This window comes from Kitasatospora sp. NPDC090091 (genome assembly GCF_044747365.1).
Lineage (GTDB): Bacteria > Actinomycetota > Actinomycetes > Streptomycetales > Streptomycetaceae > Kitasatospora.
On sequence record NZ_JBIVDY010000014.1, the window covers coordinates 87798 to 112166 of the forward strand.

The following is a 24369-nucleotide window of genomic DNA, read 5'->3' on the forward strand; positions in this document are numbered from 1 at the left end:
CCGATGCGCTGGTGGGACATCGCCCCGGTGATGGAGCTGGAGCTGGAGCTCTTCCCGGAGGACGCCTGGTCCGCCGGGATGTTCTGGTCCGAGCTGGCCGAGACCCACCCCGGCGGCACCCGGCACTTCACCGTCGCCACCGCCCCGGACGGCGCGGTCGTCGGCTACGCCGGCCTGATGGCCGTGGCCGGCGAGGGCGACGTGCAGACCATCGCCGTCGACGTGCGCCACCAGGGCTCCGGCCTCGGCGCGGCACTGCTCGCCGACCTGATCCGGGAGGCCGCCCGGCGCGGCTGCGCCGAGCTGCTGCTGGAGGTGCGGGTGGACAACCCGCGCGCCCAGCGGCTCTACGAGCGGTTCGGCTTCGAACCGGTCGGCATCCGGCGCGGCTACTACCAGCCGGCCAACGTCGACGCGCTGGTGATGCGCCTCGACCACCCAAGCATCGAACCGAAGGACCTGAAGGAAACCCGCCATGGCTGACGAACCGCTCGTCCTCGGCATCGAGACCTCCTGCGACGAGACCGGCGTCGGGATCGTGCGCGGCACCACCCTGCTCGCCGACGCGGTGGCCTCCAGCGTCAACGACCACGCCCGGTTTGGCGGCGTGGTGCCGGAGATCGCCAGCCGCGCGCACCTGGAGGCGATGGTCCCGACCATCCAGCGCGCCCTGGACACCGCCGGCGTCAAGGCGAGCGACCTGGACGGCATCGCCGTCACCGCCGGGCCTGGCCTGGCGGGCGCGCTGCTGGTCGGCGTCAGTGCCGCCAAGGCGTACGCGTGGGCGCTGGACAAGCCGCTGTACGGGGTCAACCACCTCGCCTCGCACATCTGCGTGGACCAGCTGGAGCACGGCCGGCTGCCGTCGCCGACGATGGCCCTGCTGGTCTCCGGCGGGCACTCCTCGCTGCTGCTCAGTGAGGACATCACCAGTGACGTCCGCCCGCTGGGCGCGACCATCGACGACGCGGCCGGCGAGGCCTTCGACAAGGTGGCCCGGGTGCTCGGCCTGGGCTTCCCGGGCGGCCCGGTGGTCGACCGCACCGCCCGCGAGGGCGACCGGAAGGCGATCGCCTTCCCGCGCGGCCTGACCGGTCCGAAGGACCCGGAGTACGACTTCTCCTTCTCCGGCCTGAAGACCGCCGTCGCCCGCTGGGTCGAGGCCAAGCGCCGGGCCGGCGAGGACGTGCCGATCGCCGACGTGGCGGCCTCCTTCCAGGAGGCGGTCACCGACGTGCTCACCCGCAAGGCGGTCAAGGCCTGCAAGGACAACGGCGTCGACCACCTGATGATCGGCGGCGGGGTGGCGGCCAACTCGCGGCTGCGCGAGATGGCCCAGCAGCGCTGCGACCGGGCCGGCATCCGGCTGCGGGTGCCGCGTCCGGGCCTGTGCACCGACAACGGCGCCATGGTCGCCGCGCTCGGCGCCGAGATGGTCTGGCGCGACCGCGCGCCGTCCTCCTTCGACCTCTCGGCGGACTCCTCGCTGCCCGTCACCGACGTGCACGTGCCGGCCGAGTCGACCGGGCACGGCGACGTCCACGGCCAGGCGTACGACGCACTGGGCGGCGGCCGGTGACCACCACCGCCGCCATGTGGGAGGCCCGGGCCGCCGACGGGCGCGGGGCCGACCTGGCCGCCTGGGTGCACGGGACGGCGCTGCCGGCGCTGCGCGGCTCGGCCGGACTGGTCCGGACCGAGCTGTTCGGCGCCCCGGGGGACCGCGTGCTGCTGATCACCTGGTGGGCGGGGGAGCGGCCGGTGCCGGTCGCCGATCCGCCCGCTGAGCTGCTCGGCCGCCCGGTGCACCGTTGGTCCTTCACCAGCGAGCACGTGGAGTAGGACCCGACCCGACCCGACCCGCACGACCGACCCGACCCGCACGACAGGCACGACCCGCACGACAGGCACGACCCGTTCGCCGGGGCGGAGCAGCCGTGCGCAGGCCTGTCCGGGAACCGAACGACCGACCGCTACCGTGCATAGCTGAGAGATCGCTGAACGGGACCGGGGAGCGCGGCGCGGTGAAGAAGTACGGGCGGGGCAGGGCGGGGACGTACGCGGTGGGGGCACTGGCGCTGCTGGCCGCCGCCACCGGCTGCGGCAGCGGCGGCGCCACCGGGCCGGCCGCGGCCGCCGGAACGTCGGCGGCGGCCGCGCCGTCCGCCGGAACCACCGCCGGCCGGCCGACCCCGGCCCCGGCCGGCACCACGCCGGCCGCCGTGCCCGCCGCCGGGGACGCGGCCGTCTGGGCCAAGTGGAACCTCAAGCCGCTGCCGCCGGCCCCGGCGGCGCCCGCCGACAAGCCGGTCAAGCTCCAGCGGACCGGCCCCGTCCCGGTCTTCAGCGACGTGAAGACCACCGACAAGGTCGTCTTCATCACCATCGACGACGGCGCCGAGAAGGACCCGAAGTTCGTCGAGATGCTGACCGACCTCAAGGTGCCGGTCTCGATGTTCCTGACCCGCGACATCGTCAAGGACAACTACGGCTACTTCAAGCCGCTCCAGGCGCTCGGCAACCACATCCACAACCACACCGTGGACCACGCGATCATGAGCAAGGTCGCGCCGGAGAAGCAGAAGTCGGAGATCTGCGACGCGCAGTCAGCGCTCACCCAGCAGTACGGCACCGCGCCGCTGCTGTTCCGCCCGCCGTACGGGGACGGCGCCAACACCCCGGCGCTGAACACCGCGGTGCAGCAGTGCGGTCCGCGGGCCGTCGTGCTCTGGCGCGAGTCGATGCAGATCCACGACATGCAGTACCAGGCGGCCGACAAGAAGCTCCGGCCCGGGGACATCGTGCTCGCCCACTTCCGCGGCCCGAAGGACCTCAAGGGCGAGACGATGACGCAGATGTTCGGGGAGATGCTCGCCCGGATCCAGGAGCAGGGCTTCGCGGTGGCCCGCCTGGAGGACTACATCCAGGCGCCGGCCTCCTAGGCCCTGTCGCTAGGCCCTGTCGCCTAGGGAGCGCCCGGGACCGGCCGGTCGTCGGCCCGGACGGGCCGGCCGAGCATCATCAGCGGGCCGTGGTCGGTGCGGCTGAGGATCACCGTGACGGCGTTCGGGCCGCTCGGCTTCAGCTGGCGGCGCAGCTCCTCGGGGGTGATCGCCATCCCGCGCTTCTTGATCACCACGGTGCCGACGGCCCGCTCGCGCAGCAGCGCCTTCAGCTTCTTGATGTGGAACGGCAGCACGTCGGTGAGCTCGAAGGCGTGCGCGTACGGGGTGGCGACCAGCTCGTCCGAGGTGACGTAGGCGATCTTCGGGTCGATCAGCCGGCCGCCGACCTGCCCGGCCACCTCGGCCACCAGGTGGGCGCGGATCACCGCGCCGTCCGGCTCGTAGAGGTAGCGGCCGACCGGTCCGGCCGGCGGGTCGGGCAGGTCGCCGCCGGTGAGCGTGGCGCCCTGCGGCAGCAGCGTGGCGCGGTGCGGCCGCTCCGCCCGGGTGCCGAACCAGAGCACCGCCTCCTTGACGTCGCCGTGGTCGGAGACCCACTCGGCCTCGGCGTCCGCCGGGACGGCCTCGTGCGGGATGCCCGGGGCCACCTTGAGCGCCCCGACCGGGGTGCGCCGGCCGGCCTCGATCGCCCAGGACAGCGGCGGCGCGTACGCCTCGGGGTCGAAGACCCGGCCGCGGGAGGTGCGGCGGGCGGGGTCGGTGAAGACGGCGTCGTAGCCGGCCACGTCGACCTCGGCGACGTCCGCGCAGCGCACCTCGACCAGGTCGGACAGGCCCAGCGCGGCGGCGTTGGCGGCCGTGGCCGCGCAGGCCGCCGGGTCCCGGTCGACCGCGAGCACCTCGATGCCGATCCGGGCCAGGGCGAGCGCGTCCCCGCCGATCCCGCAGCAGAGGTCGGCCAGCCTCTTCACGCCCAGCTCGGCGAAGCGTCGGGCCCGCCACTCGGCGACGTCGCGCCGGGTGGACTGCTCGACGCCGTTGGGCGTGAAGTACATCAGGTCGGCGTCGGCGCCGAACTTGGCCCGGGCCCGCTGCCGCAGCCTGGCCTGGCCGAACGCCGCCGACACCAGCTCCGCCGGGTGCTCGCGGCGCAGCCGGGTGGCCAGCGCGAGCTCCTCCTCGGGGGCGAACTCGCGCAGCTCGGCGAGCAGGGCCTGGCCCTCGGGCGTCAGCAGGGGCTGCAGGTTCTCGGTCTCCACGGGGCCATTCTCGCCGGTGTCACGGCCCGGGGTGTCCCGCAGCGGCCGGGGCGCCGAGTGTGCGACGGGGGTCCGGGACCGCACGCGCGTGCGGCCACGCGTCCCGCTCCGCGGAATCGGCGGGCGCGTCGTTGGCACTCTGGTTGACTGAGTGCTAACAGCGGCCTATGGTCGTCCTTGGCACTCTCCCCATGGGGAGTGCTAACGCGATGACGCGTGTCTGACCCCCGCGACGGCAGGCCCGCAGGTTCGCCACCTACCCGTTAGAAAACCCCGTAATCTCCGAAGGGGAGCTCGGACGTGACCACCAGCAGCAAGGTTGCCATCAAGCCGCTCGAGGACCGCATCGTGGTCCAGCCGCTCGACGCCGAGACCACCACGGCCTCCGGCCTGGTTATCCCGGACACCGCCAAGGAGAAGCCCCAGGAGGGCGTCGTCCTGGCCGTCGGCCCGGGCCGCTTCGAGGACGGCCAGCGTCTGCCGCTCGACGTCGCCGTCGGTGACATCGTCCTGTACTCGAAGTACGGCGGCACCGAGGTGAAGTACCAGGGCGAGGAGTACCTGGTCCTCTCGGCTCGCGACGTTCTCGCCATCATCGAGAAGTAAGACGTTCCAGCCCGCCCCGGATCCGTGTCCCAAGTGACAGGGGCCCGGGGCGTGGTTGTTGGTTCACGTAGTCCGGCGGCCGCAGTGCCGGCCGTCGCCCCGAGGGAATAGGGAACATGGCGAAGATCCTGCAGTTCGACGAGGACGCCCGCCGCTCGCTGGAGCGCGGTGTCAACAAGCTGGCCGACACCGTCAAGGTGACCATCGGCCCCAAGGGCCGCAACGTCGTCATCGACAAGAAGTTCGGCGCCCCGACCATCACCAACGACGGTGTCACCATCGCCCGTGAGGTCGAGCTGGACGACCCGTACGAGAACCTTGGCGCGCAGCTCGTCAAGGAGGTCGCCACCAAGACCAACGACGTCGCGGGTGACGGCACCACCACCGCCACCGTGCTGGCCCAGGCCCTGGTCAACGAGGGTCTGCGCAACGTCGCCGCCGGTGCCGGCCCGGCCGCCCTGAAGAAGGGCATCGACAAGGCCGTCGCCGCCGTCTCCGAGCACCTGCTCTCGGTCGCCCGCGAGATCGAGGGCAAGGACGACGTCGCCGCCGTCGCCTCCCTCTCCGCGCAGGACACCCAGGTCGGCGAGCTGATCGCCGAGGCGATCGACAAGGTCGGCAAGGACGGTGTCATCACCGTCGAGGAGTCGAACACCTTCGGCGTGGAGCTGGACTTCACCGAGGGCATGCAGTTCGACAAGGGCTACCTGTCGCCGTACTTCGTCACCGACGCGGAGCGGCAGGAGGCGGTCCTGGAGGACCCGTACATCCTGATCAACCAGGGCAAGATCTCCTCCATCCAGGAGCTGCTGCCGCTGCTGGAGAAGATCCTCCAGGGCGGTGCCACGAAGCCGCTGCTGATCATCGCCGAGGACGTCGACGGCGAGGCGCTGTCCACCCTCGTGGTGAACAAGATCCGCGGCACCTTCAACGCCGTCGCCGTCAAGGCCCCGGGCTTCGGCGACCGCCGCAAGGCGATCCTCGGCGACCTGGCCACCCTGACCGGTGCCACCGTCATCTCCGAGGAGGTCGGCCTCAAGCTCGACCAGGCCGGTCTGGACGTGCTGGGCACCGCCCGCCGCGTGACCATCACCAAGGACGACACCACGATCGTCGACGGTGCCGGTGACACCGAGGCCGTGGCCGGCCGCGTCGCCCAGATCAAGGGCGAGATCGCGGGCACCGACTCGGACTGGGACCGCGAGAAGCTGCAGGAGCGCCTGGCCAAGCTGGCCGGCGGCGTCTGCGTCATCAAGGTCGGCGCCGCCACCGAGGTGGAGCTGAAGGAGCGCAAGCACCGCCTGGAGGACGCCATCTCGGCGACCCGTGCCGCGGTCGAGGAGGGCATCGTCGCCGGTGGTGGCGCCTCCCTCGTCCACGCCGCCAAGGTGCTGGACGGCGGCCTGGGCCTGTCGGGCGACGAGGCGACCGGTGTCGCGGTCGTCCGCAAGGCGCTGCACGAGCCGCTGCGCTGGATCGCCCAGAACGCCGGCCTGGAGGGCTACGTCATCACCTCCAAGGTCTCCGAGCTGGAGCAGGGCCAGGGCTACAACGCCGCCACCGGCGAGTACGGCGACCTGGTCAAGGCCGGCGTCATCGACCCGGTGAAGGTGACCCGCTCCGCGCTGGAGAACGCCGCCTCGATCGCCTCCCTGCTCCTCACCACCGAGACCCTCGTGGTGGAGAAGAAGGAGGAGGAGGCCGACAACGGTCACGGCCACTCGCACGGCGGGCACGGCCACTCCCACTGACACCTGACCGGTGAACGGTGACCGGAGGCCCGGTCCGCCCCCCTCGGGGGTGCGGACCGGGCCTCCGGCGTTGACCGTGTCTCGGCGTGCGGTCCGGCCCGTCCGGCGCGTGCTTCAGCGTTCAACTATCAGTAGAATTTTGCAGATGGCAAAGCCTGCCTTACAACTGAGGCATGATCGAGGCCCGCCACCTGCGCGTCCTGCGTGCCGTCGCCCGCACCGGCTCCTTCTCCGCCGCCGCTCGCGAGCTGGGCTGCACCCAGCCTGCCATCAGCCAGCAGATGAAGGCCCTGGAGAAGTCCGTCGACACCCCGCTGGTGGTCCGTTCGGGCCGCGGGATGCAGCTCAGCGAGGCCGGGCGGGTCCTGCTCAAGCATGCCACCGGGATCCTGGCCGGGCTCTCCGCCGCCGAGGAGGAGGTGGCGGCGATCGCCGGCCTGCGGGCCGGACGGGTGCGCCTGGTGTCCTTCCCGACCGCGAGTTCCACCCTCGTGCCGCCGGCTGTCGCCCGGCTGCGGGACAGCCATCCGGGGGTCCGCGTGTCGCTGGTCGAGGCGGAGCCGCCGGAGTCGCTGGCGATGCTGCGCGGCGGCGAGTGCGAGGTGGCGCTGGCCTTCCGGTACCCGCAGTCGCCCGACGGCGCCCCGTCCCCCGCCCCGGCCCCGGCGCACGGCACCCCGCGCGAGGCGCGGGCCGAGGCCAACCTGGAGGCGCAGCAGCTCAGCGCCGGCGCCGACTGGTCCGACCTGGTGGTCACCCCGCTGCTGGACGACCCGCTGGTGGGCCTGCTGCCCGCCGCCCACCCGCTGGCGGGGCGCGGCGGCGGGAACGGGCCGGTGAAGCTGTCCGAGCTGGCCGGGGAGCAGTGGATCGCGGGCTGCCCGCAGTGCCGGGGCCACCTGGTCGAGCTCTGTGCGGGGGCGGGCTTCGAACCCCGGATCGACTTCGCGACCGACGACTACCCGGCGGTGGTCGGCCTGGTGGCGGCCGGGCTCGGGGTGGCGGTGCTGCCCGGCCTGGCGCTGGAGTCGGTGCGCCCTGACGGCGTGTCGGCGGTGCCGGTGCGGACCGCCTCGGGGGTGCCGGCGGTGCGGCAGGTGGTCGCCCTGACCCTGCCGGACCTCGCCGAGGTGCCGGCCGTGGCGCTGATGCTGGAGCGGTTGGCGGGTGCGGCCGCCGGGCGCTGACCGGACTTCAGGGGCCGGGCGGTCGAACGGCCCGGACGGACGTCGAGGCCCGGGCGGCTCCCGCCCCGCTCCGGGCGCAGGCGGCAGGGTGCGCCGAGAAGAAACGTTTCTTCCCGGTGCGGACAAGGGGTCGGGTCAGTGCTGCAGCCCCGTCGGCGCCGCCAGCGGCACCTCCACCAGGCGGTTGCGCGAGCGGCCCATCATCTCCTCGCGCTCGTCCTCGGTCAGCCCTCCCCAGACGCCGTAGGGCTCCCGGACCGCCAGCGCGTGCGCGGCGCACTCGGTGCGTACCGGGCAGCGCATGCAGACCTCCTTGGCGCTCGCCTCGCGCGAGCTGCGGGCGGCGCCGCGTTCGCCCTCCGGGTGGAAGAAGAGCGAGCTGTCCACGCCGCGGCAGGCCGCGGAGAGCTGCCAGTCCCATAGGTCCGCGTTGGGGCCGGGGAGGCGGGAGAAATCTGCCATGGCTCATTCCCTTCAGAGGCTCGTCGACCGCGGGCCGACCGCCGGCGGGCTGTGCGGTGCGGCGAGGCTTCGATGCGCTGGTGTGGACACCTGGAAATATGACTTACGGCAACTCCATGGACAAGTCACCCACAGAGTGGCACAACAGTCAATGACCATACAAAAGCTATAAAACCGGGCAAAGTGGGCATGGGCTCCGGCGGATCCGGGCATGGCAATCGGGTGGCCGACGGGCGCGCGACATCCCGCACCGGTGTGCGGGTGGTGCGCCGACCGCGCGCGAGCTGCACAAAAGTGCGGCGTGTGCACCGCGATGCGGCTGATCGGTAACGGGTTGGCCACGTACAGTGGTGGAGATGGCCCTGAAGGCCGTAACTCATTCGAGTGACGGTCGTTGGAAGTGCGGAGGCGGTTAGCGGGCGCCGGAGGTCGGGAACGATCGCGGGGAAGTTCAGGCGATCGGCACCGAGTCCGTCGCCAATCGGCCGTGTCGGAGAGATTCGTACCAGCCAGGAGGCTCAACGTGACGCGGATCAGCTGCGGAGGACGACGGTCATGACTTCCGTTCTCGTTTGCGACGATTCCCCGCTCGCCCGCGAGGCGCTTCGCCGCGCGGTCGCGACCGTACCCGGCGTCGACCGGGTCACCACCGCGACGAACGGGGAGGAGGTCCTCCGCCGCTGGGTGGCCGACCGCTCCGATCTCGTCCTGATGGACGTCCGGATGCCCGGCCTCGGCGGGGTCGAGACGGTGCGGCGGCTGCTGTCCGCCGACCCGGGCGCCCGCATCATCATGCTCACCGTCGCCGAGGACCTCGACGGCGTCGCCCTCGCGGTGGCCGCCGGTGCCCGTGGCTACCTGCACAAGGACGCCTCGCGCGCCGAGCTGCGGGCCACCGTCACCCAGGCGCTCGCCGACCCGACCTGGCGGCTCGCCCCGCGGCGGCTGCGCAGCCCCGACATGGGGGCGGCGCCCACGCTGACGGCGCGTGAGATCCAGGTGCTGGAGGGCATGAGCCACGGCCGCAGCAACGCCGAGATCGGCCGCGAGCTCTTCCTCTCCGAGGACACCGTCAAGACCCACGCCCGGCGGCTGTTCAAGAAGCTCGGCGCCTCGGACCGTGCGCACGCGGTGGCCCTGGGCTTCCGCTGGGGCCTGGTCCGCTGACCGCCGGCGGCCCCGCCGGTCGCGGCGGGCTGCTCAAGGTTCCTTCCGTCGGGGCGTGTGACGTTACGGTCCCGAGGTTGCACCATGGAGTAGTGGAGCACCTCGGGGACCAGCGGACAGGCACTGCGGCGAACCACACAGCCGCAGGACACTCGGCGGACGGCGCGGCGGACGGGACCACCGGAGGCTGCGGGGCGGGAGGCGGCGCGGTGCAGGAGGGGCCGGTGGTGCGCGGCGGTCACGGGCCGGGTGGCCTACCGCATAACGTTCCGGTGCACAACTCCGGACGCGGTGCCGCGTTTTCCCGTTCGACCAGGCACCATGGACCGATGCGTGACGACGTTGCCGGTGCGGCCGGCGAGGCGGACCCGGTGGAGGCGGTCGAGCCCTCCGGCCCGGGTCGCGATCCGTCGTACGCGGATCAGGGCGGTCCCGGTGACCACGGCGGCCCCGCCGGCGACGTGCCGGGCGACGGCTCCGCCGGGCGGGCGGGCGCCGGAAGCGGGATCGAGCGGGCGCCGGTGCTCGGCTCCGGCGGCTCCTCCCCGCTGGTCGGCGAGCTGGTCGCGGCCGCCGTCCGCGGCGAGGGCCCGGCGATCGATGCGCTGCTCGCCTACGTCCACCCGCTGGCGCTGCGCTACTGCCGCGGCCGCCTGGTCCGGCTGCCCGGCGGCGCCCGGCACCACGTGGACGACATCGCGCAGGAGGTCTGCGTCGCGGTGCTCTGCGCACTGCCCCGGTACAAGGACCAGGGGCGCCCGTTCGAGGCCTTCGTCTACGGCATCGCCGCCCACAAGATCGCCGACCTGCAGCGCGCCGCGATGCGCGGCCCCGGGTCGACGGTGATCCCGCCGGACGACCTGCCGGAGGTTCCGGACGAGGCGCTCGGCCCGGAGGAGCGCGCGCTGCTGAGCAGTGACGCCGCCTGGGCCAAGGAGCTGCTCTCCAACCTGCCGGCCCGTCAGCGCGAGCTGGTTCTGCTGCGGGTGGCCGCCGGGCTCTCCGCGGAGGAGACCGGCGAGGTGCTCGGGATGTCGCCCGGCGCCGTCCGGGTCGCCCAGCACCGCGCGCTCAGCCGGCTGCGGGCGCTCGCGGAGGAGTCCTCCTGACGCAGCGGAGCCGTTCGGTCGGCGCCGGGCGCCGGGCGATGGTGCTCCCGGCCCCGGCCCCGGCCCGGTCCCCAGCGGGACCGGCGCGGGCGGGTTCGGGTGCGAGCGGAATGGCTCACGGGTGCCGGGTGTTGTCAAGGGCACACGAGGACACATTCCCGGTGCCAGTACCATGGGGTATCGGCGCCTGGGCGGGTCGCCAAAGTTCCGTGGGTGCGCGCGGGGATTCCCTGGAGGTTCCTCCAAAGGCACTGAGCTTTCGGCGGCCTGAGCGAGTGAGCGATGAGAGCGCCCCCACCCTCAGGGCGCGAGCGGATTAGGCCGGCCACGGAAGGTACCCCCGAAATGTCTTACAACGCCGCAGGCGTACCCGAGAAGTTCGCGATGCTCGGGCTGACGTACGACGACGTGCTGCTGCTGCCCGGGGCCTCCGAGGTGCTGCCGAACCAGGTCGACACCTCCTCGCGGGTCTCCCGGAACGTGCGCGTCAACATCCCGTTGCTCTCCGCCGCGATGGACAAGGTCACCGAGTCCCGGATGGCGATCGCCATGGCCCGCCAGGGCGGCGTCGGCGTGCTGCACCGGAACCTGTCCGTCGAGGACCAGGTCAACCAGGTCGACCTGGTGAAGCGCTCCGAGTCCGGCATGGTCACCGACCCGATCACGGTCGGCCCGGAGACCACCCTGGCCGAGGCCGACGCGCTCTGCGCCAAGTTCCGGATCAGCGGTGTGCCGATCGCGGACGGGGCCGGCAAGCTGCTCGGCATCGTCACCAACCGCGACATGGCCTTCGAGTCGGACCGCAGCCGCCAGGTCCGCGAGATCATGACCCCGATGCCGCTGATCACCGGCAAGGTCGGCATCTCCGGCGAGGACGCCATGGCGCTGCTCCGCCGCCACAAGATCGAGAAGCTGCCGCTGGTCGACGACGAGGGCCGGATCAAGGGCCTGATCACGGTCAAGGACTTCGTCAAGGCCGAGAAGTACCCGAACGCCGCCAAGGACGCCGAGGGCCGGCTGCTGGTCGGTGCCGCCGTGGGCGCCAGCGCCGAGGCGTTCGACCGGGCCCAGGCCCTGGTCGAGGCGGGCGTGGACTTCCTGGTCGTGGACACCTCGCACGGCCACAGCCACAACGCGCTGGCCTGGATCGCCAAGATCAAGTCGGCCGTCGGCGTCGACGTGGTCGGCGGCAACGTGGCCACCCGGGACGGCGCCCAGGCGCTGATCGACGCCGGCGTGGACGGCGTCAAGGTCGGCGTCGGCCCCGGCTCCATCTGCACCACCCGCGTGGTCGCCGGCATCGGCGTCCCGCAGGTCACCGCGATCTACGAGGCCGCACTGGCCTGCCGGGCGGCCGGCGTCCCGGTCATCGGCGACGGCGGCCTGCAGTACTCCGGCGACATCGGCAAGGCGCTCGCCGCCGGTGCCGACACCGTGATGCTGGGCTCGCTGCTGGCCGGCTGCGAGGAGTCCCCGGGCGAGCTGCTGTTCATCAACGGCAAGCAGTTCAAGTCCTACCGCGGCATGGGCTCGCTGGGCGCCATGCAGTCCCGCGGGCAGGCGAAGTCCTTCTCCAAGGACCGCTACTTCCAGGGCGAGGTCACCTCCGACGAGAAGCTGATCGCCGAGGGCATCGAGGGCCAGGTCCCGTACCGCGGCCCGCTGTCGGCCGTGCTCTTCCAGCTCGTCGGCGGCCTGCGCCAGACCATGGGCTACGTGGGCGCGGCCACCGTCGCCGAGATGGAGAGCAAGGGCCGGTTCGTCCGGATCACCTCGGCGGGCCTCAAGGAGAGCCACCCGCACGACATCCAGATGACGGTCGAGGCGCCGAACTACAACAGCCGCGGCTGATCGCACGCACCGCACGCATCCGAGGGGCCCGCCACCACCAGGTGGCGGGCCCCTCGCGCGTGCTGCGCGCTGTGGACACGAGCGCGCGAGCCCCCCGCGCCGAGCCGCATGGACACGAGCGCGCGAGCCCCCCCGCGCCGAGCCGAAGGGGTGCGCCGGTGCCGAAAGGGATGGAGCGAGAAGGCCCTGAGGTACGAAGGGCCTTGGAGCGACGACCGTCGGTGCCGGGCCGGAGCGCCCCGGAGGCGAGCGCGCGAGCAGTGGCCCGTGCGGGATACTGGGGGCGGCCGGGGTGACCCGGCGGGCATGAGCAACAAACCAGAAGGGCTCGAAGTGACTGAGATCGAGATCGGGCGAGGCAAGCGCGGCCGCCGGGCGTACTCCTTCGACGACATCGCCGTCGTCCCCAGCCGCCGTACGCGTGACCCGAAGGAGGTCTCGATCGCCTGGCAGATCGACGCCTACCGCTTCGAGCTGCCGTTCCTGGCCGCCCCGATGGACAGCGTGGTCTCCCCGCAGCAGGCCATCGCCATCGGCCGTCTCGGCGGCCTGGGCGTGCTCAACCTGGAAGGCCTCTGGACCCGCTACGAGGACCCGCAGCCGCTCCTGGACGAGATCGCCTCGATCCCGGACGAGGCCGCCGCCACCCGCCGCCTCCAGGAGATCTACTCCGCCCCGATCCAGGCCGAGCTGATCAAGCAGCGGATCCAGGAGGTCCGCGACTCCGGCGTGGTCACCGCCGCCGCGCTCTCGCCGCAGCGCACCGCCGAGTTCTCCAAGGCCGTCGTGGACGCCGGCGTCGACGTCTTCGTCATCCGCGGCACCACCGTCTCGGCCGAGCACGTCTCCGGCGCCGCCGAGCCGCTCAACCTCAAGCAGTTCATCTACGAGCTGGACGTCCCGGTCATCGTCGGCGGCTGCGCCACCTACACCGCCGCGCTGCACCTGATGCGCACCGGTGCGGCCGGCGTGCTGGTCGGCTTCGGCGGCGGCGCCGCCCACACCACCCGCAACGTCCTCGGCATCCAGGTGCCGATGGCCACCGCCGTCGCCGACGTCGCGGCCGCCCGCCGCGACTACATGGACGAGTCCGGCGGCCGCTACGTGCACGTGATCGCGGACGGCGGCGTCGGCTACAGCGGCGACATCCCCAAGGCGGTCGCCTGCGGTGCCGACGCGGTGATGATCGGTGCCGCGCTGGCCCGCGCCACCGACGCGCCCGGCAAGGGCTTCCACTGGGGCATGGAGGCCGTGCACGAGGAGCTGCCGCGCGGCAAGCGGGTGGACCTCGGCACCGTCGGCAGCACCGAGGAGATCCTCACCGGCCCGTCGCACACCCCCGACGGCACCATGAACCTGTTCGGCGCGCTGCGTCGGGCGATGGCCACCACGGGCTACACGGAGCTCAAGGAGTTCCAGCGCGTCGAGGTGACGGTCAACCCGGCGCTCAACCACCGCTGAGCCCGACGACCGCAGCAGGGCCCCCGCCGGACGCGATCCGGCGGGGGCCCTGCCGTCAGCTGGGGGTGGCCGTGCGGCGGGTGAGCAGGAATCCGCCGATCACGGCGATCCCGTAGAAGGCGAGGTCCAGCGGGTGGCGCTCGGCCCGCCAGGTCGTCAGGGCGCCGTGCAGCAGCTCGCCGTACGGGGTTCCGGCCAGGTCGTGCAGGCGCAGCGTCTGGCCGAGCAGCTGGCCGAGGAAGAGCGAGCCGGCCGCCAGCAGTGCGCCGAGCGGGGGCAGCAGGCGGTTGCGGCCGCCGAGCCGGCCGAGCGGCCAGGCGACGGCGGCGGCCGGGGCGATGGCCAGCCAGCCGATGGTGCTCTCGACCCGGGCCGGGGCGGTGCCGTACGCGGCCGCGCCGGCCAGCATCGCGGCGACGGCGACGGCGACCGCCGCGCCGGTCCGGCGGGGGCGTGCCCGTGCGGCGGCGGGGTCGGGCCGGTGGTCGGCGGCCGGGGTGCCGGGCATGCCGGGGGCGACGTAGCCCTCGGGGGCGGCCTGCGCCGGTGCCACCGAGTAGTGCTGGGCCGTCCGCGGCCGTCCCGACTGGCCGTCAGCGCCTTCTGCGGGTGCGGTCATGGGCGTCGGATCCCCCCGGAAAGACTGTGAGCTGCCGAACGGTAGCAGCGCCCCGGCGTGCTCGAACAGCGTTTTCGATCACAGATCGGGCACGGAGCGCCGGTTCGCGCCGGGTGCGGAGCCAGGGTGGCCGGGGGGCGGGTGGTCGTGACCCCGCGGGACAGGGGATGATGGAGGCTTGGCGTTCGGGCCCGGCGTCGGGCCGATGCGTCGTCACGACCGGCCAGCACCACATGGGGGAACGTTCCGAATGACCCAGGCGCAGGGTTCCACCGGCCGGCTCCTGGCCGGCCGATACCGGCTGAACGCCGTGCTCGGGCGCGGCGGCATGGGCACCGTCTGGCGCGCCGAGGACGAGATGCTCGGCCGGATCGTCGCGGTCAAGGAACTGCGGATGAACGGCAGCGTCGAGGAGGACGAGAAGCACCGGCTGATCGTCCGTACGCTGCGCGAGGCCAAGGCGACGGCCAGGATCCGGCACAACTCGGCGGTCACCGTCTTCGACGTGGTCGAGGAGGACGACCGGCCCTGGATCGTGATGGAGCTGGTCGAGTCCCGCTCGCTGGCCGACGTGATCAAGGAGGACGGGCCGCTGGAGCCCGGCCGGGCGGCCGAGATCGCGCTGGACGTGCTGGGCGTGCTCGTCGCGGCACACGCGCTGGGCATCCTGCACCGCGACGTGAAGCCGTCCAACGTGCTGATCGGCGAGGACGGCCGGGTGGTGCTCACCGACTTCGGCATCGCCAGTGTGGAGGGGGACGCCTCGGTGACCTCCACCGGCATGCTGGTCGGTGCCCCCTCGTACATATCCCCGGAGCGGGCCCGCGGGCAGAAGCCCGGCCCGCCGGCCGACCTGTGGTCGCTGGGCGGCACGCTGTACGCGATGGTCGAGGGGCGGCCGCCGTACGACCGGGGTTCGGCGCTGGCCACCCTGACGGCGGTGATGACCGAGGAGCTCAGCGCGCCGCTGAACGCCGGGCCGCTGCGGCCGGTGATCGAGGGGCTGCTGGCCAAGGACCCGGCCGAGCGGCTGGACGCCTCGCAGACCCGGTCGATGCTCAAGCGGGTGGTCGCCGAGGCCACCGCACGGGCGGAGTCGACCACCGAGCACGCGATGCCGGTGAAGGCGGCGGGCACCGGTGCCGCCACCGACGGCAAGAAGCCCGAGGGGGCGCCCGAGAGCCCGGCGGAGCCGGCGAAGCCGACGAAGCCGGCCGCGAAGCCGCCGGTCGGCGGGCTGCTCGGCACCGTCCGGGTCGGCAGCCGGGCCAAGGACGAGGAGCCGCCGGCGGTCGAGGCCGCTGCCGGTGGTGCGGCGGCCGTGGAGCCGCGCGGCGCCGGCGAGGCCGCCGAGCGCGCCGCCACCCCGCCGGCCGAGCCGATCCGGCCGGTGACCAGCGAGTGGACCCTGGGCGCGACCCAGGCGGCCGGCGCCGACCCGCGCACCGGCCGGCGGCGGCTGGCCGTGGCCACCGCGGTCGTGGTGCTGCTGCTGATCGCCGGCGTGGTCGCGGTGGTGCAGGCCTTCGGCGGTTCCGGCCAGGGCTCGTCCAAGGGCGCCGGCCGCAGCTCCGCGGCGGCGGCCACCACCGGCGCGAGCGCCACCGGCACCTCGCCGGCGGCGCAGGAGTCCTCGGATCCGGCCGCGAGCACCCCGGCGGCGAGCACGCCCGCGGGGACGACCCCGTCCGCCGCGCCCACCGGTGCGGCGCCCCCGGCGTCCGCCGCGCCGACCGCGGCCGCGCCCGGCGGTGCCACCCCGGCCGCCACGGCCCCCGGCACCGCGTCCGCCGGCCCGGCGGCCCCGTCCTCCGCGGCGGCGTCGACCCCGGCCGGCCCGGCGGTACCCGCCGGCTTCCGCGAGTACAAGGACCCGTCCGGCTTCTCGGTGGCGCTGCCCGACTGGCTGCAGCCCGCCGGGTCGGACTCCAACCGCCGCATCTTCAAGGGCGCCAACGGCAGCCAGCTGCGGATCGAGTGGACCAACACGCCCGGCCCGAGCGCCGTCGCCGACTGGCAGGAGTCCGAGCCCTCGGTGCGCGGTCAGGTGAGCAACTACCAGCGGCTGAACCTGGCGGCGATCACCTACCGGCAGTGGACCAACGCGGCGGACTGGGAGTGGACCAACGGCACGCCCAAGATGCACTCGCTCAACCGGGGCTTCGTCACCGGCACGCCCGCCAAGTACGGATACTCGATCTACTGGATCGTGCCGGACGCGGACTGGGGTGCGCAGGCGAGCGTCCGGGACGTCGTGTTCAGCACCTTCCAGCCCGCGCCCTAGGGTCTGAAGACAGACCCTTGCTGGGGGCGGCCTGGGGGCCGCGCCGGGTGGTCAGCCGATCAGGCGCTGCTTGGCGCGGCTGAACTCCTCGTCGGTGAGCGCCCCGGCGGTGTGCAGGGCGGCGAGGCGCTCCAGCTGGTCCAGCAGGTCGGTGCCGGAGGAGGGCGCCGCGGCCGGGGCGGCCTGGGGCTTCTGCGCCGCCTCCCGGGACAGCCGGGCGGCGGCGCGGACCTGCTCGGCGAAGACCTCGGCCTTGACCACGTCCTCGAACCGGTGCGAGCCGGTGAGCGCGACCACCAGCAGCACCTCGCCGTTGATCCGGCTCTTCGTCACGGTCGCGTCGGTGACCGCGGAAAGCGGAACCGGGATGGGCGGTTTGCCGTCCTTGAGGAAGAGCAGCCGGTGCGTCGTGAGGACCAGCACCCCCTTGCGGAAGTGGTCGGGATGGCGCCCGGCCGTCGACGCGACCGGCTTCTCGTCGGGCGCGACGCTCGCCTCGACGGTGCGCAGAGCCTCGGCCCGCGTGCTACTGCTGCTGTTGCCGGCCACGTCGAAGGCCGTGTCGATCAGATCGGTCCAGTCCATGGGATCGAGCCTAATGCGGCGGTGCCAACTAGGCTGGGGCGCGAGCGAGAGGAACACGCATGCGAGCGGGCCCGGGTCGGACACTGGCAGGGCGCTACCGGCTGACGGACCGTCCGGAGGCGCTGCGTGCCTTCGCCGTGGATGAGCGGACCGGCGGCACCGTCCGGCTGCGCGGCCTGGAGCTGCCGCCCGTGCTGACTGGCGGTCACGAACCCGACGAGCCGATGCCCGAGCAGGGCGAACGGCTCGTCCGGAAGGTGGCGGCGGCCGGGTCCACGGCCCCGGTGCACCCCCGACTGCTGCAGGGGGCCGGGGCGTTCGTCGACGGCGACGTGCTCTGGACGGTGGAGGAGGCGCCGGCCGGCGTCGCGCTCGCCGAGCTGGTGGCGGACGGGCCGCTCCCGCCGTACCGGGTGGCCGAGGTGACGGCCGATCTGGCCGGCGCGCTGCGGGCGCTGCACGAGGCCGGGCTCGCGCACGGCAATCTGACCGTCGATTCGGTGCTGGTCTGCGAGGACGGCGCGGCGATGCTCGGCGGGCTGCTCCCCGGGGTGGCCGAGGAGGCGCTGGCCGAGGAGCTGGGCGGACCGGCCGGGCGCCGCCGCTACGACGTGCGGGCCGCCCTGGTCGGGCCGGTCGCCGAGCGGTGGCCGCTGGACGGTGGCCCGGCCGGCGACTGCTGGGCGCTCGGCGTGCTGCTGCAGCGGCTGGTGACCGGCCGTTCGCCGTTCCCCGAGGCGGGCGTGCCGGAGCTGGTGACGGCGGTGCGGGACGGCCGGCGGGAGCCCGCGGCGGCGTGCGGGCCGCTGGCGCCGCTGGCGGAGCGGCTGCTGCAGCCGGACCCGGTGCTGCGGCCGGGCGCGGCGGCCGTCCGCCGGGAGCTGGCGGCGCTGCTGGTGGGTGTGCCGGAGCCGGCCGACGGAGAGCGGGCGGCCGGGGTGCTCGCGGTGCGACCGGACGGCCCGCTGGTGCCGCTGACCCCGCGTCGGCGCGGCCGGGGCGGCGCGGAACGGGAGCCGGTGGCGGCCGACGCCGGGCCGGCGCCGGTGCGGCCGCCGCGGATTCCGCCGGCGCTGCTGGGCCCCGTCCTGGTCGGCGGGGTCTTCCTGCTGCTGGTGCTCGGCGTGGCCGCCGTGGTGATGTTCGCAGGCTGACGGTGCCCGCCGGGCGCCCGCGGCCGGGTCGGGCGCCGGGGGAGATTACCGGGGCGGGGGCGGGCCGCCTAATGTGTGCGTGGGATTTGTTCGAACTGTGGTCTGCACCAGGCCCTCCGTCGCGGTGACGGCAGGTGGATGAGGGGGAGCGGTCGCCGATGGGCGTGCAGGACCGGCCGGACGCGGCCGAGGCGGAGCGGCTGCTGGCCGGGCGGTACGAGCTGGGCGACCGCCTGGGCCGCGGCGGGATGGGCACGGTCTGGCGGGCCTGGGACCGGATGCTGGACCGCGAGGTCGCGGTCAAGGAGCTCACCGTCAGCCACCTCCCGGAGGAGGAGCTCCAGATCCTGCACGCCCGGATGAAGCGGGAGGCCAGCGCGGCCGCCCGGATCAAGCACCCCGGCGTGATCACCGTGCACGACGTGCTGGAGCACGACGGCCGGCCGTGGATCGTGATGGAGCTGGTCGACGGCCGTTCGCTGGCCGATGTGATCAGCCAGGACGGCACCCTGCAGCCGCGCGCCGCCGCCGAGGTCGGCAGCCAGGTGCTGGCGGCCCTGCACCGGGGCCACCAGCTGGGCGTGCTGCACCGGGACGTGAAGCCGGCCAACGTCCTGCTGGAGCGCGGCACCGGGCGGGTGGTGCTGCTGGACTTCGGCATCGCGACGTACGAGGGCTCGACCGAGCTGACCCGGCCGGGCGACCTGGTCGGCTCGCCGGACTACCTGGCGCCGGAGCGGGCCCAGGGCGAGCGGCCGGGCCCGGCCTCGGACCTCTGGGGCCTCGGCGCGACGCTGTACGCGGCGGTGGAGGGCGAGTCGCCGTTCCGCCGGACCTCGCCGCTGACCACGCTCGCCGCCGTCGTCGGCGACCCGCTGCCGGAGCCGCGCCGGGCCGGGGCGCTGGGCCCGGTGCTGGCGGCGCTGATGGCCAAGGACCCGGCCGACCGGCCGACCGCCGACGAGGCGGCCCGGATGCTGGCCGAGGTGAAGGCCGGGCACACCATGGGCTTCAAGCCGGTCGCGCCGGTGAAGACGCCGACCCAGTCGGTGCCGGTGGTGGACCGGTCCGAGGGCTCGGAGCAGCCGGACCCGCCCGCCGAACCGGAGGCGCCGACCACAGCGCGCCCGGCGGTGCCGGCCACCGTGGCCGACACGGGGTCGGTACCCGTGCTCGGCGGAGGAACGGGCGGCGCGAGCCCCGCCGTACCGGGGGTGCTCGGGACCACCGGGGTGGCGGGAGCGGCTCCCGAGGCGGCTGCGGCGCACACCTCACCGATCGCGCCGGTGGTGCACCCCGTCGCGCCCGCGCGTGGTCCGGCCAAGCGCCGCAATGTGCTTCGGCTCGCCGTGGCCGCGCTGGCGGTGGCCGTCCTGACCGCCGGGGTGACCTTCCTGGCCACCCGGCACTCCGGGCCCCCGGCCGTGGACCCGGTGCCGACCGCCTCGGGCGAGCCGCAGCCCTCCGGCACCGCCGACCCGCCGCCCACCGGCTTCCAGTGGGTGGACGACCCGGCCGGCTTCCGCTTCCCGCTGCCGGTGGCCAAGCCGGCCTGGCAGCGCAGCACGGACACCGCCAACCAGATCTTCTACAGCCCGGACAACAAGTCCCACTACCTGCAGTTCGCCGTCACCGTCGGCCAGTCCGTGAAGCCGCTTGAGCACATGCGGCAGATGGAGGTCACCGTCTCCAAGCTGAAGGAGTACCGCCAGCACAAGCTGACCAGCGTCGCGGTCAACGGGCACGACGCGGCGGTCTGGGAGTTCAGCTACGCGGCGAAGGAGGGCGGCCGGCGGCGGGCGATCGAGGCGGAGTTCATCGACGACGACGGGACCGGCTACGCCGTCTACCTGTCCTGCCCGGACACGGAGAAGGACTGGCCGGAGGGCGAGCGCCGGTTCACCACCGTGCTCAACCACTTCACCCCGACCCGCTGAGGCCGGCGACCGCCGCTCCCGCGCCGGGCCCGCCGTGCGGGACCGGCGGACGACGCCCGTCCGCCACGGCAGTTTTTGTTACCGACGGGTACCGAACGGGCCGCCGAGCGCCTAGGCTGCGCCGTATGACGGACCTCACAGCAGAAGCCACGGCCATCGAGCAGCCCGGCGCCGTCGCCGCGGCCCGAAACCCCGCCGCCCCCGGTGGCGGCCGCACCGTCGCCGCGGCCGTCCCGCCGTCGCTGGTCGCCCGCCTCGCCGCCGGCGTCACCGCGGCCGGCGAGCCGGCCCTGGTGGAGACCGTCGCCCCGCTGACCGGCGAGCGCCTGGCCGGCCTGCCGCAGTCCACCCCGGCCGACGTCGAGGTCGCCTTCCAGCTGGCCCGTCGTGCCCAGCCCGCCTGGGCCGCGCTGCCCGTACGCCGCCGCGCCGCCGTCCTGCTGCGCTTCCACGACCTGCTGCTCAAGCGGCAGGACGAGGTGCTGGACCTGATCCAGGCCGAGACCGGCAAGGCCCGGCTGCACGCCTTCGAGGAGGTGCTGGCCGTCGCCATGGCCGCCCGCCACTACGGCCGCGCCGCGCACTCCTACCTGCGGGACAAGCGGCACGGCGGTGCGCTGCCGGTGCTCACCCAGGCGGTCGAGGCCCGCCGGCCGAAGGGCGTGATCGGGCACATCTCGCCGTGGAACTACCCGCTGGAGCTCTCCGTCGGCGACGCGCTGCCCGCCTTCGCTGCCGGCAACGCCGTGGTCAACAAGCCGGACACGCAGACCGCCCTGACCGCGCTCTGGGCCCGTGAGCTGCTGATCGAGGCCGGGCTGCCGGCCGACCTCTGGCAGGTCGTGATCGGCGACGGCCCGGTGATCGGCCCGGCGGTGGTCGAGCACGCCGACTACGTCTCCTTCACCGGCTCCACCCGCACCGGCCGCGAGGTGGCCCAGCGCGCCGCCGCCCGGCTGGTCGGCGCCTCGCTCGAACTCGGCGGCAAGAACGCCATGCTGGTGCTGGCCGACGCCGACCTCGACCGGGCCGCCGAGGGCGCCGTGCGCGCCTGCTTCTCCTCGGCCGGCCAGCTCTGCATCTCGATCGAGCGGCTGCTGGTGCACCGCTCGGTGGCGGACGAGTTCCTGGCGCGGTTCGCCGAGCGCACCCGCGCGCTGCGCCTCGGCGGCGGCCTCGCCTACGGCGCGGACATGGGCTCGCTCGTCTCCGTCCGGCAGCTGGACGCCACCGTCCGGCACGTGGAGGACGCGGTCAAGGCCGGCGCCACCGTGGTGGCCGGCGGCCGGGCCCGGCCGGACCTCGGCCCGTTCTTCCACGAGCCGACCATCCTGGACGGCGTCACCGCGGACATGGCGGTCTGCGCCGAGGAGACCTTCGGCCCGGTGGTGTCGGTCTACCGCTTCGACACCGAGGACGAGGCGGTCACCGCCGCCAACTCCACCCCGTACGGCCTCAACTCCAGCGTCTGGACCAAGGACCTCCGGCGCGGCCGGGAGCTGGCGGCCCGGCTGCGCACCGGCACGGTCAACGTCAACGAGGGCTACGCGGCGGCGTACGGCTCGGTCTCGTCGCCGATGGGCGGCATGGGCGAGTCCGGGCTCGGCCGGCGGCACGGCGCCGAGGGCATCCTGCGGTACACCGAGGCGCAGACCATCGCCAGCCAGCGGCTGATGCCGATCGCGCCCGCCTTCGGCCTGGACGACCGGCAGTTCGCCGCGGTGTTCACCGGCGGGCTGCGGGTGCTGAAGGCGCTGCGGTTCAAGTAGGCGTCCCGTCCGGGCCGGTCGGTCCGGGCCGGGTCCCGCCCGGCCCGGGACACGGCCGTCCCGAGCCGGGGCGAGGCCGTTCAGCGTTTCGTCGTCGCGTTTCGTTTCCGAAGGAGCAAGGCACATGGTGGGGTCCCGCGATGAGGCGGAGTTCGACTACGACGTGGTCGTGGTCGGCTCCGGCTTCGGTGGTTCGGTCTCCGCGCTGCGGCTGACCGAGAAGGGCTACCGGGTCGCCGTCCTGGAGGCCGGGCGGCGCTTCGAGCGCGACGAGCTGCCCCGGAACTCCTGGGACCTCGCGAAGTACCTGTGGGCGCCGAAGCTCGGCCTCTACGGCATCCAGCGGATCCACCTGCTGGCCAACGTGCTGATCCTGGCCGGCGCCGGGGTCGGCGGCGGCTCGCTGAACTACGCCAACACCCTGTACGTACCGCCGAAGGCCTTCTTCGAGGACCGCCAGTGGCGGCACATCACCGACTGGCAGGAGGAGCTGGCGCCGTTCTACGACCAGGCGCAGCGGATGCTCGGCGTCCGGCTCAACCCGACCGTCACCCCGTCCGACGTCCACCTGAAGGCGGCCGCCGAGAAGATGGGCGTCGGCGACACCTTCCACATGGCGCCGGTCGGGGTGTTCTTCGGCGACGGCAAGGACGCCGACGGCCGGGCCGAGGCGGCCCCCGGCGACGAGATCGCGGACCCGTACTTCGGCGGCGCCGGCCCCGCCCGCAAGGCCTGCGTGGAGTGCGGCGAGTGCATGACCGGCTGCCGGCACGGCGCCAAGAACATGCTCACCGAGAACTACCTCCACCTGGCCGAGCGCGGCGGCGCCGAGATCCACCCGCTCACCACGGTGGCCCGGATCCGCGAGTACCGCGACGCCCACGGGAACGAGGGCTTCGCCGTGGACGTGCGCCGCACCGACGCCCGCTCCACCACCGACCGGGTCAAGGCGGGGGCGCGCACCATCACCGCCGCCCGGGTGGTGGTCGCGGCCGGCACCTACGGCACCCAGTCGCTGCTGCACCGGATGCGCGACGCCGGCCACCTGCCGCGGCTCTCGGCCCGGCTCGGCGAGCTGACGCGGACCAACTCGGAGGCGCTGGTCGGAGCCCAGACCACCGACCGGCGGTACGGCAGCCGGGCGGACTTCACCAAGGGCGTCGCGATCACCTCGTCGATCCACCCGAACGACAACACCCACATCGAGCCGGTGCGCTACGGCAAGGGGTCCAACGCGATGGGCGCGCTCTCGATCGCGCAGGTCAAGGGCGCCGGGAAGGGGCCGCGCTGGCTGCGCTACCTGGGCAACTCGGTCCGGCACCCGGTCACCTTCGCCCGCTCGATGAACCAGCGCCGCTGGTCGGAGCGGACGATCATCGGCCTGGTGATGCAGTCGCTGGACAACTCGATCACCGTCTCGCTCAAGAAGAACGGCCTCGGCAAGGGCCAGCTGACCTCCACCCAGGGCCACGGCGCGCCGAACCCGACCTGGATCCCGGCCGCCGAGCAGGGCGCCCGGGCGCTGGCCGAGCAGATCAACGGCTTCGCGGGCAGCACCGTCGGCGAGATCTTCGACATCCCGATGACCGCGCACTTCCTCGGCGGCTGCCCGATCGGCGACTCCGCCGAGACCGGCGTGGTCGACCCGTACCACCGCCTCTACGGCCACCCCGGCATCAGCGTGGTGGACGGCGCGGCCGTCTCCGCCAACCTCGGGGTCAACCCCTCGCTGACGATCACCGCCCAGGCCGAGCGCGCCATGTCGATGTGGCCCAACAAGGGCGAGAAGGACCTCCGCCCCGCCCCGGGCGACGCCTACCGGAGGGTCGAGCCGGTCGCGCCGGTGCGCCCGGCGGTGCCGGCGGACGCCTTCGGCGCGCTGCGGCTGCCGCTGCTGGCCGTCCCGAAGGTGCCGAAGAAGGCCGGGCCGAAGGAGTCCTGAGTCCGCGTCAGGATTGGTCGGCGGCGTGCCGGTGCCGGTTGACATCCCTCCGGGCACGATGGGATAAACGGGCTCCCTGGGGGGACCAGGGGCTCGTTCGACCGGGGGGAACGCGGTTCATGGCCATCTGCGCAGCGTGCGGTGCGGCTTCGGCGGAGGGGGCGCTCGGCTGCGCCTCGTGCGGACGGCCGCTCGTGCCGCCCCCGCCGCCGCCCGCCCCACCCGCGGACCGAGCGGCCCCGGCGGTGCCGCCGCCCCCGGTCGCGGCGCCGGCCGCTGCGGGGTCGGCCGTGCCGCCGCCTCCGCCGGTGCAGCCCGTC

General features: G+C 74.0%; 20 protein-coding genes. 16 read left to right on the forward strand and 4 right to left on the reverse strand.

Annotated elements, in window-relative coordinates; genetic code table 11:
* The first annotated feature begins 3 nt into the window (after window positions 1–3).
* The 4 genes from rimI to ACIPSC_RS24405 all read left to right on the forward strand — a co-directional run bounded on the left by rimI (window position 4) and on the right by ACIPSC_RS24405 (window position 2942).
* Window positions 4–483 carry a ribosomal protein S18-alanine N-acetyltransferase gene (rimI, locus tag ACIPSC_RS24390; protein WP_400828305.1) on the forward strand — a complete coding sequence of 160 codons (480 nt, stop codon included), beginning with the start codon at window positions 4–6 and terminating at the stop codon, window positions 481–483.
* The gene (gene tsaD / locus ACIPSC_RS24395; RefSeq protein ID WP_400828186.1) at window positions 476–1579 is read left to right on the forward strand and encodes a tRNA (adenosine(37)-N6)-threonylcarbamoyltransferase complex transferase subunit TsaD; all 1104 of its coding nucleotides are present in this window, start codon (window positions 476–478) and stop codon (window positions 1577–1579) included. Before rimI ends, tsaD begins: the two co-directional genes overlap by 8 nt.
* The gene (locus ACIPSC_RS24400) at window positions 1576–1842 is read left to right on the forward strand and encodes a hypothetical protein (RefSeq protein ID WP_400828187.1); all 267 of its coding nucleotides are present in this window, start codon (window positions 1576–1578) and stop codon (window positions 1840–1842) included. The genes tsaD and ACIPSC_RS24400 overlap by 4 nt, the downstream gene beginning before the upstream one ends.
* A 182-nt stretch (window positions 1843–2024) precedes the next feature.
* Window positions 2025–2942: a polysaccharide deacetylase family protein gene (locus ACIPSC_RS24405; protein WP_400828188.1), complete on the forward strand. Its 918-nt coding sequence runs from the start codon at window positions 2025–2027 to the stop codon at window positions 2940–2942.
* A 23-nt stretch (window positions 2943–2965) separates the two neighbouring features.
* Here the strand turns inward: ACIPSC_RS24405 and ACIPSC_RS24410 are convergent, their stop codons facing one another.
* Entirely contained in the window at window positions 2966–4165 is a 1200-nt protein-coding gene (locus tag ACIPSC_RS24410; protein ID WP_400828189.1) for a methyltransferase domain-containing protein, read from the reverse strand.
* Window positions 4166–4465: 300 nt separating this feature from the next.
* Between ACIPSC_RS24410 and groES the strand changes: the two genes are divergently transcribed.
* The 3 genes from groES to ACIPSC_RS24425 all read left to right on the forward strand — a co-directional run bounded on the left by groES (window position 4466) and on the right by ACIPSC_RS24425 (window position 7709).
* Window positions 4466–4771 (forward strand): co-chaperone GroES, encoded by a 306-nt coding sequence (gene groES / locus ACIPSC_RS24415; RefSeq protein ID WP_014136232.1) that lies wholly within the window; start codon window positions 4466–4468, stop codon window positions 4769–4771.
* Between the two features lie 116 nt (window positions 4772–4887).
* Window positions 4888–6522, forward strand: coding sequence for a chaperonin GroEL (groL, locus tag ACIPSC_RS24420; RefSeq protein WP_400828190.1), 1635 nt, complete (start codon window positions 4888–4890; stop codon window positions 6520–6522).
* A 173-nt stretch (window positions 6523–6695) separates the two neighbouring features.
* Complete coding sequence (locus ACIPSC_RS24425) at window positions 6696–7709, forward strand: LysR family transcriptional regulator (protein ID WP_400828191.1); 1014 nt, start codon at window positions 6696–6698, stop codon at window positions 7707–7709.
* Between the two features lie 135 nt (window positions 7710–7844).
* Here the strand turns inward: ACIPSC_RS24425 and ACIPSC_RS24430 are convergent, their stop codons facing one another.
* Complete coding sequence (locus ACIPSC_RS24430) at window positions 7845–8171, reverse strand: WhiB family transcriptional regulator (protein WP_238862961.1); 327 nt, start codon at window positions 8169–8171, stop codon at window positions 7845–7847.
* Window positions 8172–8726: 555 nt separating this feature from the next.
* Here ACIPSC_RS24430 and ACIPSC_RS24435 point away from each other — a divergent pair.
* From ACIPSC_RS24435 to ACIPSC_RS24450, 4 genes are all read left to right on the forward strand, one after another.
* Window positions 8727–9338, forward strand: coding sequence for a response regulator transcription factor (locus ACIPSC_RS24435; protein ID WP_014136228.1), 612 nt, complete (start codon window positions 8727–8729; stop codon window positions 9336–9338).
* Between the two features lie 521 nt (window positions 9339–9859).
* Window positions 9860–10447 carry an RNA polymerase sigma factor ShbA gene (shbA, locus tag ACIPSC_RS24440; protein ID WP_400828306.1) on the forward strand — a complete coding sequence of 196 codons (588 nt, stop codon included), beginning with the start codon at window positions 9860–9862 and terminating at the stop codon, window positions 10445–10447.
* Between the two features lie 345 nt (window positions 10448–10792).
* A complete protein-coding gene (gene guaB / locus ACIPSC_RS24445) occupies window positions 10793–12298 on the forward strand; it encodes an IMP dehydrogenase (RefSeq protein WP_400828192.1) in 1506 nt (501 codons plus the stop codon).
* Between the two features lie 333 nt (window positions 12299–12631).
* Window positions 12632–13759, forward strand: a complete 1128-nt coding sequence (locus ACIPSC_RS24450; protein WP_400828193.1) for a GuaB3 family IMP dehydrogenase-related protein — start codon at window positions 12632–12634, stop codon at window positions 13757–13759.
* A gap of 55 nt (window positions 13760–13814) precedes the next feature.
* Here the strand turns inward: ACIPSC_RS24450 and ACIPSC_RS24455 are convergent, their stop codons facing one another.
* Window positions 13815–14378, reverse strand: coding sequence for a hypothetical protein (locus ACIPSC_RS24455; RefSeq protein WP_400828194.1), 564 nt, complete (start codon window positions 14376–14378; stop codon window positions 13815–13817).
* A 250-nt stretch (window positions 14379–14628) separates the two neighbouring features.
* On the opposite strand from ACIPSC_RS24455, the gene ACIPSC_RS24460 reads away from it, so the two are divergent.
* The gene (locus tag ACIPSC_RS24460; RefSeq protein WP_400828195.1) at window positions 14629–16662 is read left to right on the forward strand and encodes a serine/threonine-protein kinase; all 2034 of its coding nucleotides are present in this window, start codon (window positions 14629–14631) and stop codon (window positions 16660–16662) included.
* 51 nt (window positions 16663–16713) lie between these two features.
* Here ACIPSC_RS24460 and ACIPSC_RS24465 read toward each other — a convergent pair whose 3' ends face one another.
* Window positions 16714–17247 (reverse strand): SHOCT domain-containing protein, encoded by a 534-nt coding sequence (locus tag ACIPSC_RS24465; RefSeq protein ID WP_400828196.1) that lies wholly within the window; start codon window positions 17245–17247, stop codon window positions 16714–16716.
* A gap of 59 nt (window positions 17248–17306) precedes the next feature.
* Between ACIPSC_RS24465 and ACIPSC_RS24470 the strand changes: the two genes are divergently transcribed.
* The 4 genes from ACIPSC_RS24470 (at window position 17307) to ACIPSC_RS24485 (ending at window position 24049) form a co-directional block, all read left to right on the forward strand.
* On the forward strand, window positions 17307–18401 hold the full coding sequence (locus ACIPSC_RS24470; protein ID WP_400828197.1) for a hypothetical protein: 1095 nt from the start codon (window positions 17307–17309) through the stop codon (window positions 18399–18401).
* 158 nt (window positions 18402–18559) lie between these two features.
* Window positions 18560–20338 carry a serine/threonine-protein kinase gene (locus tag ACIPSC_RS24475; RefSeq protein ID WP_400828198.1) on the forward strand — a complete coding sequence of 593 codons (1779 nt, stop codon included), beginning with the start codon at window positions 18560–18562 and terminating at the stop codon, window positions 20336–20338.
* 125 nt (window positions 20339–20463) lie between these two features.
* Window positions 20464–22107: a succinic semialdehyde dehydrogenase gene (locus ACIPSC_RS24480; protein ID WP_400828199.1), complete on the forward strand. Its 1644-nt coding sequence runs from the start codon at window positions 20464–20466 to the stop codon at window positions 22105–22107.
* Window positions 22108–22231: 124 nt separating this feature from the next.
* Window positions 22232–24049, forward strand: coding sequence for a GMC oxidoreductase (locus ACIPSC_RS24485; RefSeq protein WP_400828200.1), 1818 nt, complete (start codon window positions 22232–22234; stop codon window positions 24047–24049).
* The last annotated feature ends 320 nt before the right edge of the window (window positions 24050–24369 follow it).

Bases quoted from the DNA above. Each gene is read 5' to 3' on its own strand.
- rimI (WP_400828305.1), top strand. From the start codon at position 4: ATGCGCTGGTGGGACATCGCCCCGGTGATGGAGCTGGAGCTGGAGCTC.
- tsaD (WP_400828186.1), top strand. From the start codon at position 476: ATGGCTGACGAACCGCTCGTCCTCGGCATCGAGACCTCCTGCGACGAG.
- groL (WP_400828190.1), top strand. From the start codon at position 4,888: ATGGCGAAGATCCTGCAGTTCGACGAGGACGCCCGCCGCTCGCTGGAG.
- ACIPSC_RS24425 (WP_400828191.1), top strand. From the start codon at position 6,696: ATGATCGAGGCCCGCCACCTGCGCGTCCTGCGTGCCGTCGCCCGCACC.
- ACIPSC_RS24430 (WP_238862961.1), bottom strand. From the start codon at position 8,171: ATGGCAGATTTCTCCCGCCTCCCCGGCCCCAACGCGGACCTATGGGAC.
- ACIPSC_RS24435 (WP_014136228.1), top strand. From the start codon at position 8,727: ATGACTTCCGTTCTCGTTTGCGACGATTCCCCGCTCGCCCGCGAGGCG.
- guaB (WP_400828192.1), top strand. From the start codon at position 10,793: ATGTCTTACAACGCCGCAGGCGTACCCGAGAAGTTCGCGATGCTCGGG.
- ACIPSC_RS24455 (WP_400828194.1), bottom strand. From the start codon at position 14,378: ATGACCGCACCCGCAGAAGGCGCTGACGGCCAGTCGGGACGGCCGCGG.
- ACIPSC_RS24460 (WP_400828195.1), top strand. From the start codon at position 14,629: ATGACCCAGGCGCAGGGTTCCACCGGCCGGCTCCTGGCCGGCCGATAC.
- ACIPSC_RS24465 (WP_400828196.1), bottom strand. From the start codon at position 17,247: ATGGACTGGACCGATCTGATCGACACGGCCTTCGACGTGGCCGGCAAC.
- ACIPSC_RS24470 (WP_400828197.1), top strand. From the start codon at position 17,307: ATGCGAGCGGGCCCGGGTCGGACACTGGCAGGGCGCTACCGGCTGACG.
- ACIPSC_RS24475 (WP_400828198.1), top strand. From the start codon at position 18,560: ATGGGCGTGCAGGACCGGCCGGACGCGGCCGAGGCGGAGCGGCTGCTG.
- ACIPSC_RS24480 (WP_400828199.1), top strand. From the start codon at position 20,464: ATGACGGACCTCACAGCAGAAGCCACGGCCATCGAGCAGCCCGGCGCC.
- ACIPSC_RS24485 (WP_400828200.1), top strand. From the start codon at position 22,232: ATGGTGGGGTCCCGCGATGAGGCGGAGTTCGACTACGACGTGGTCGTG.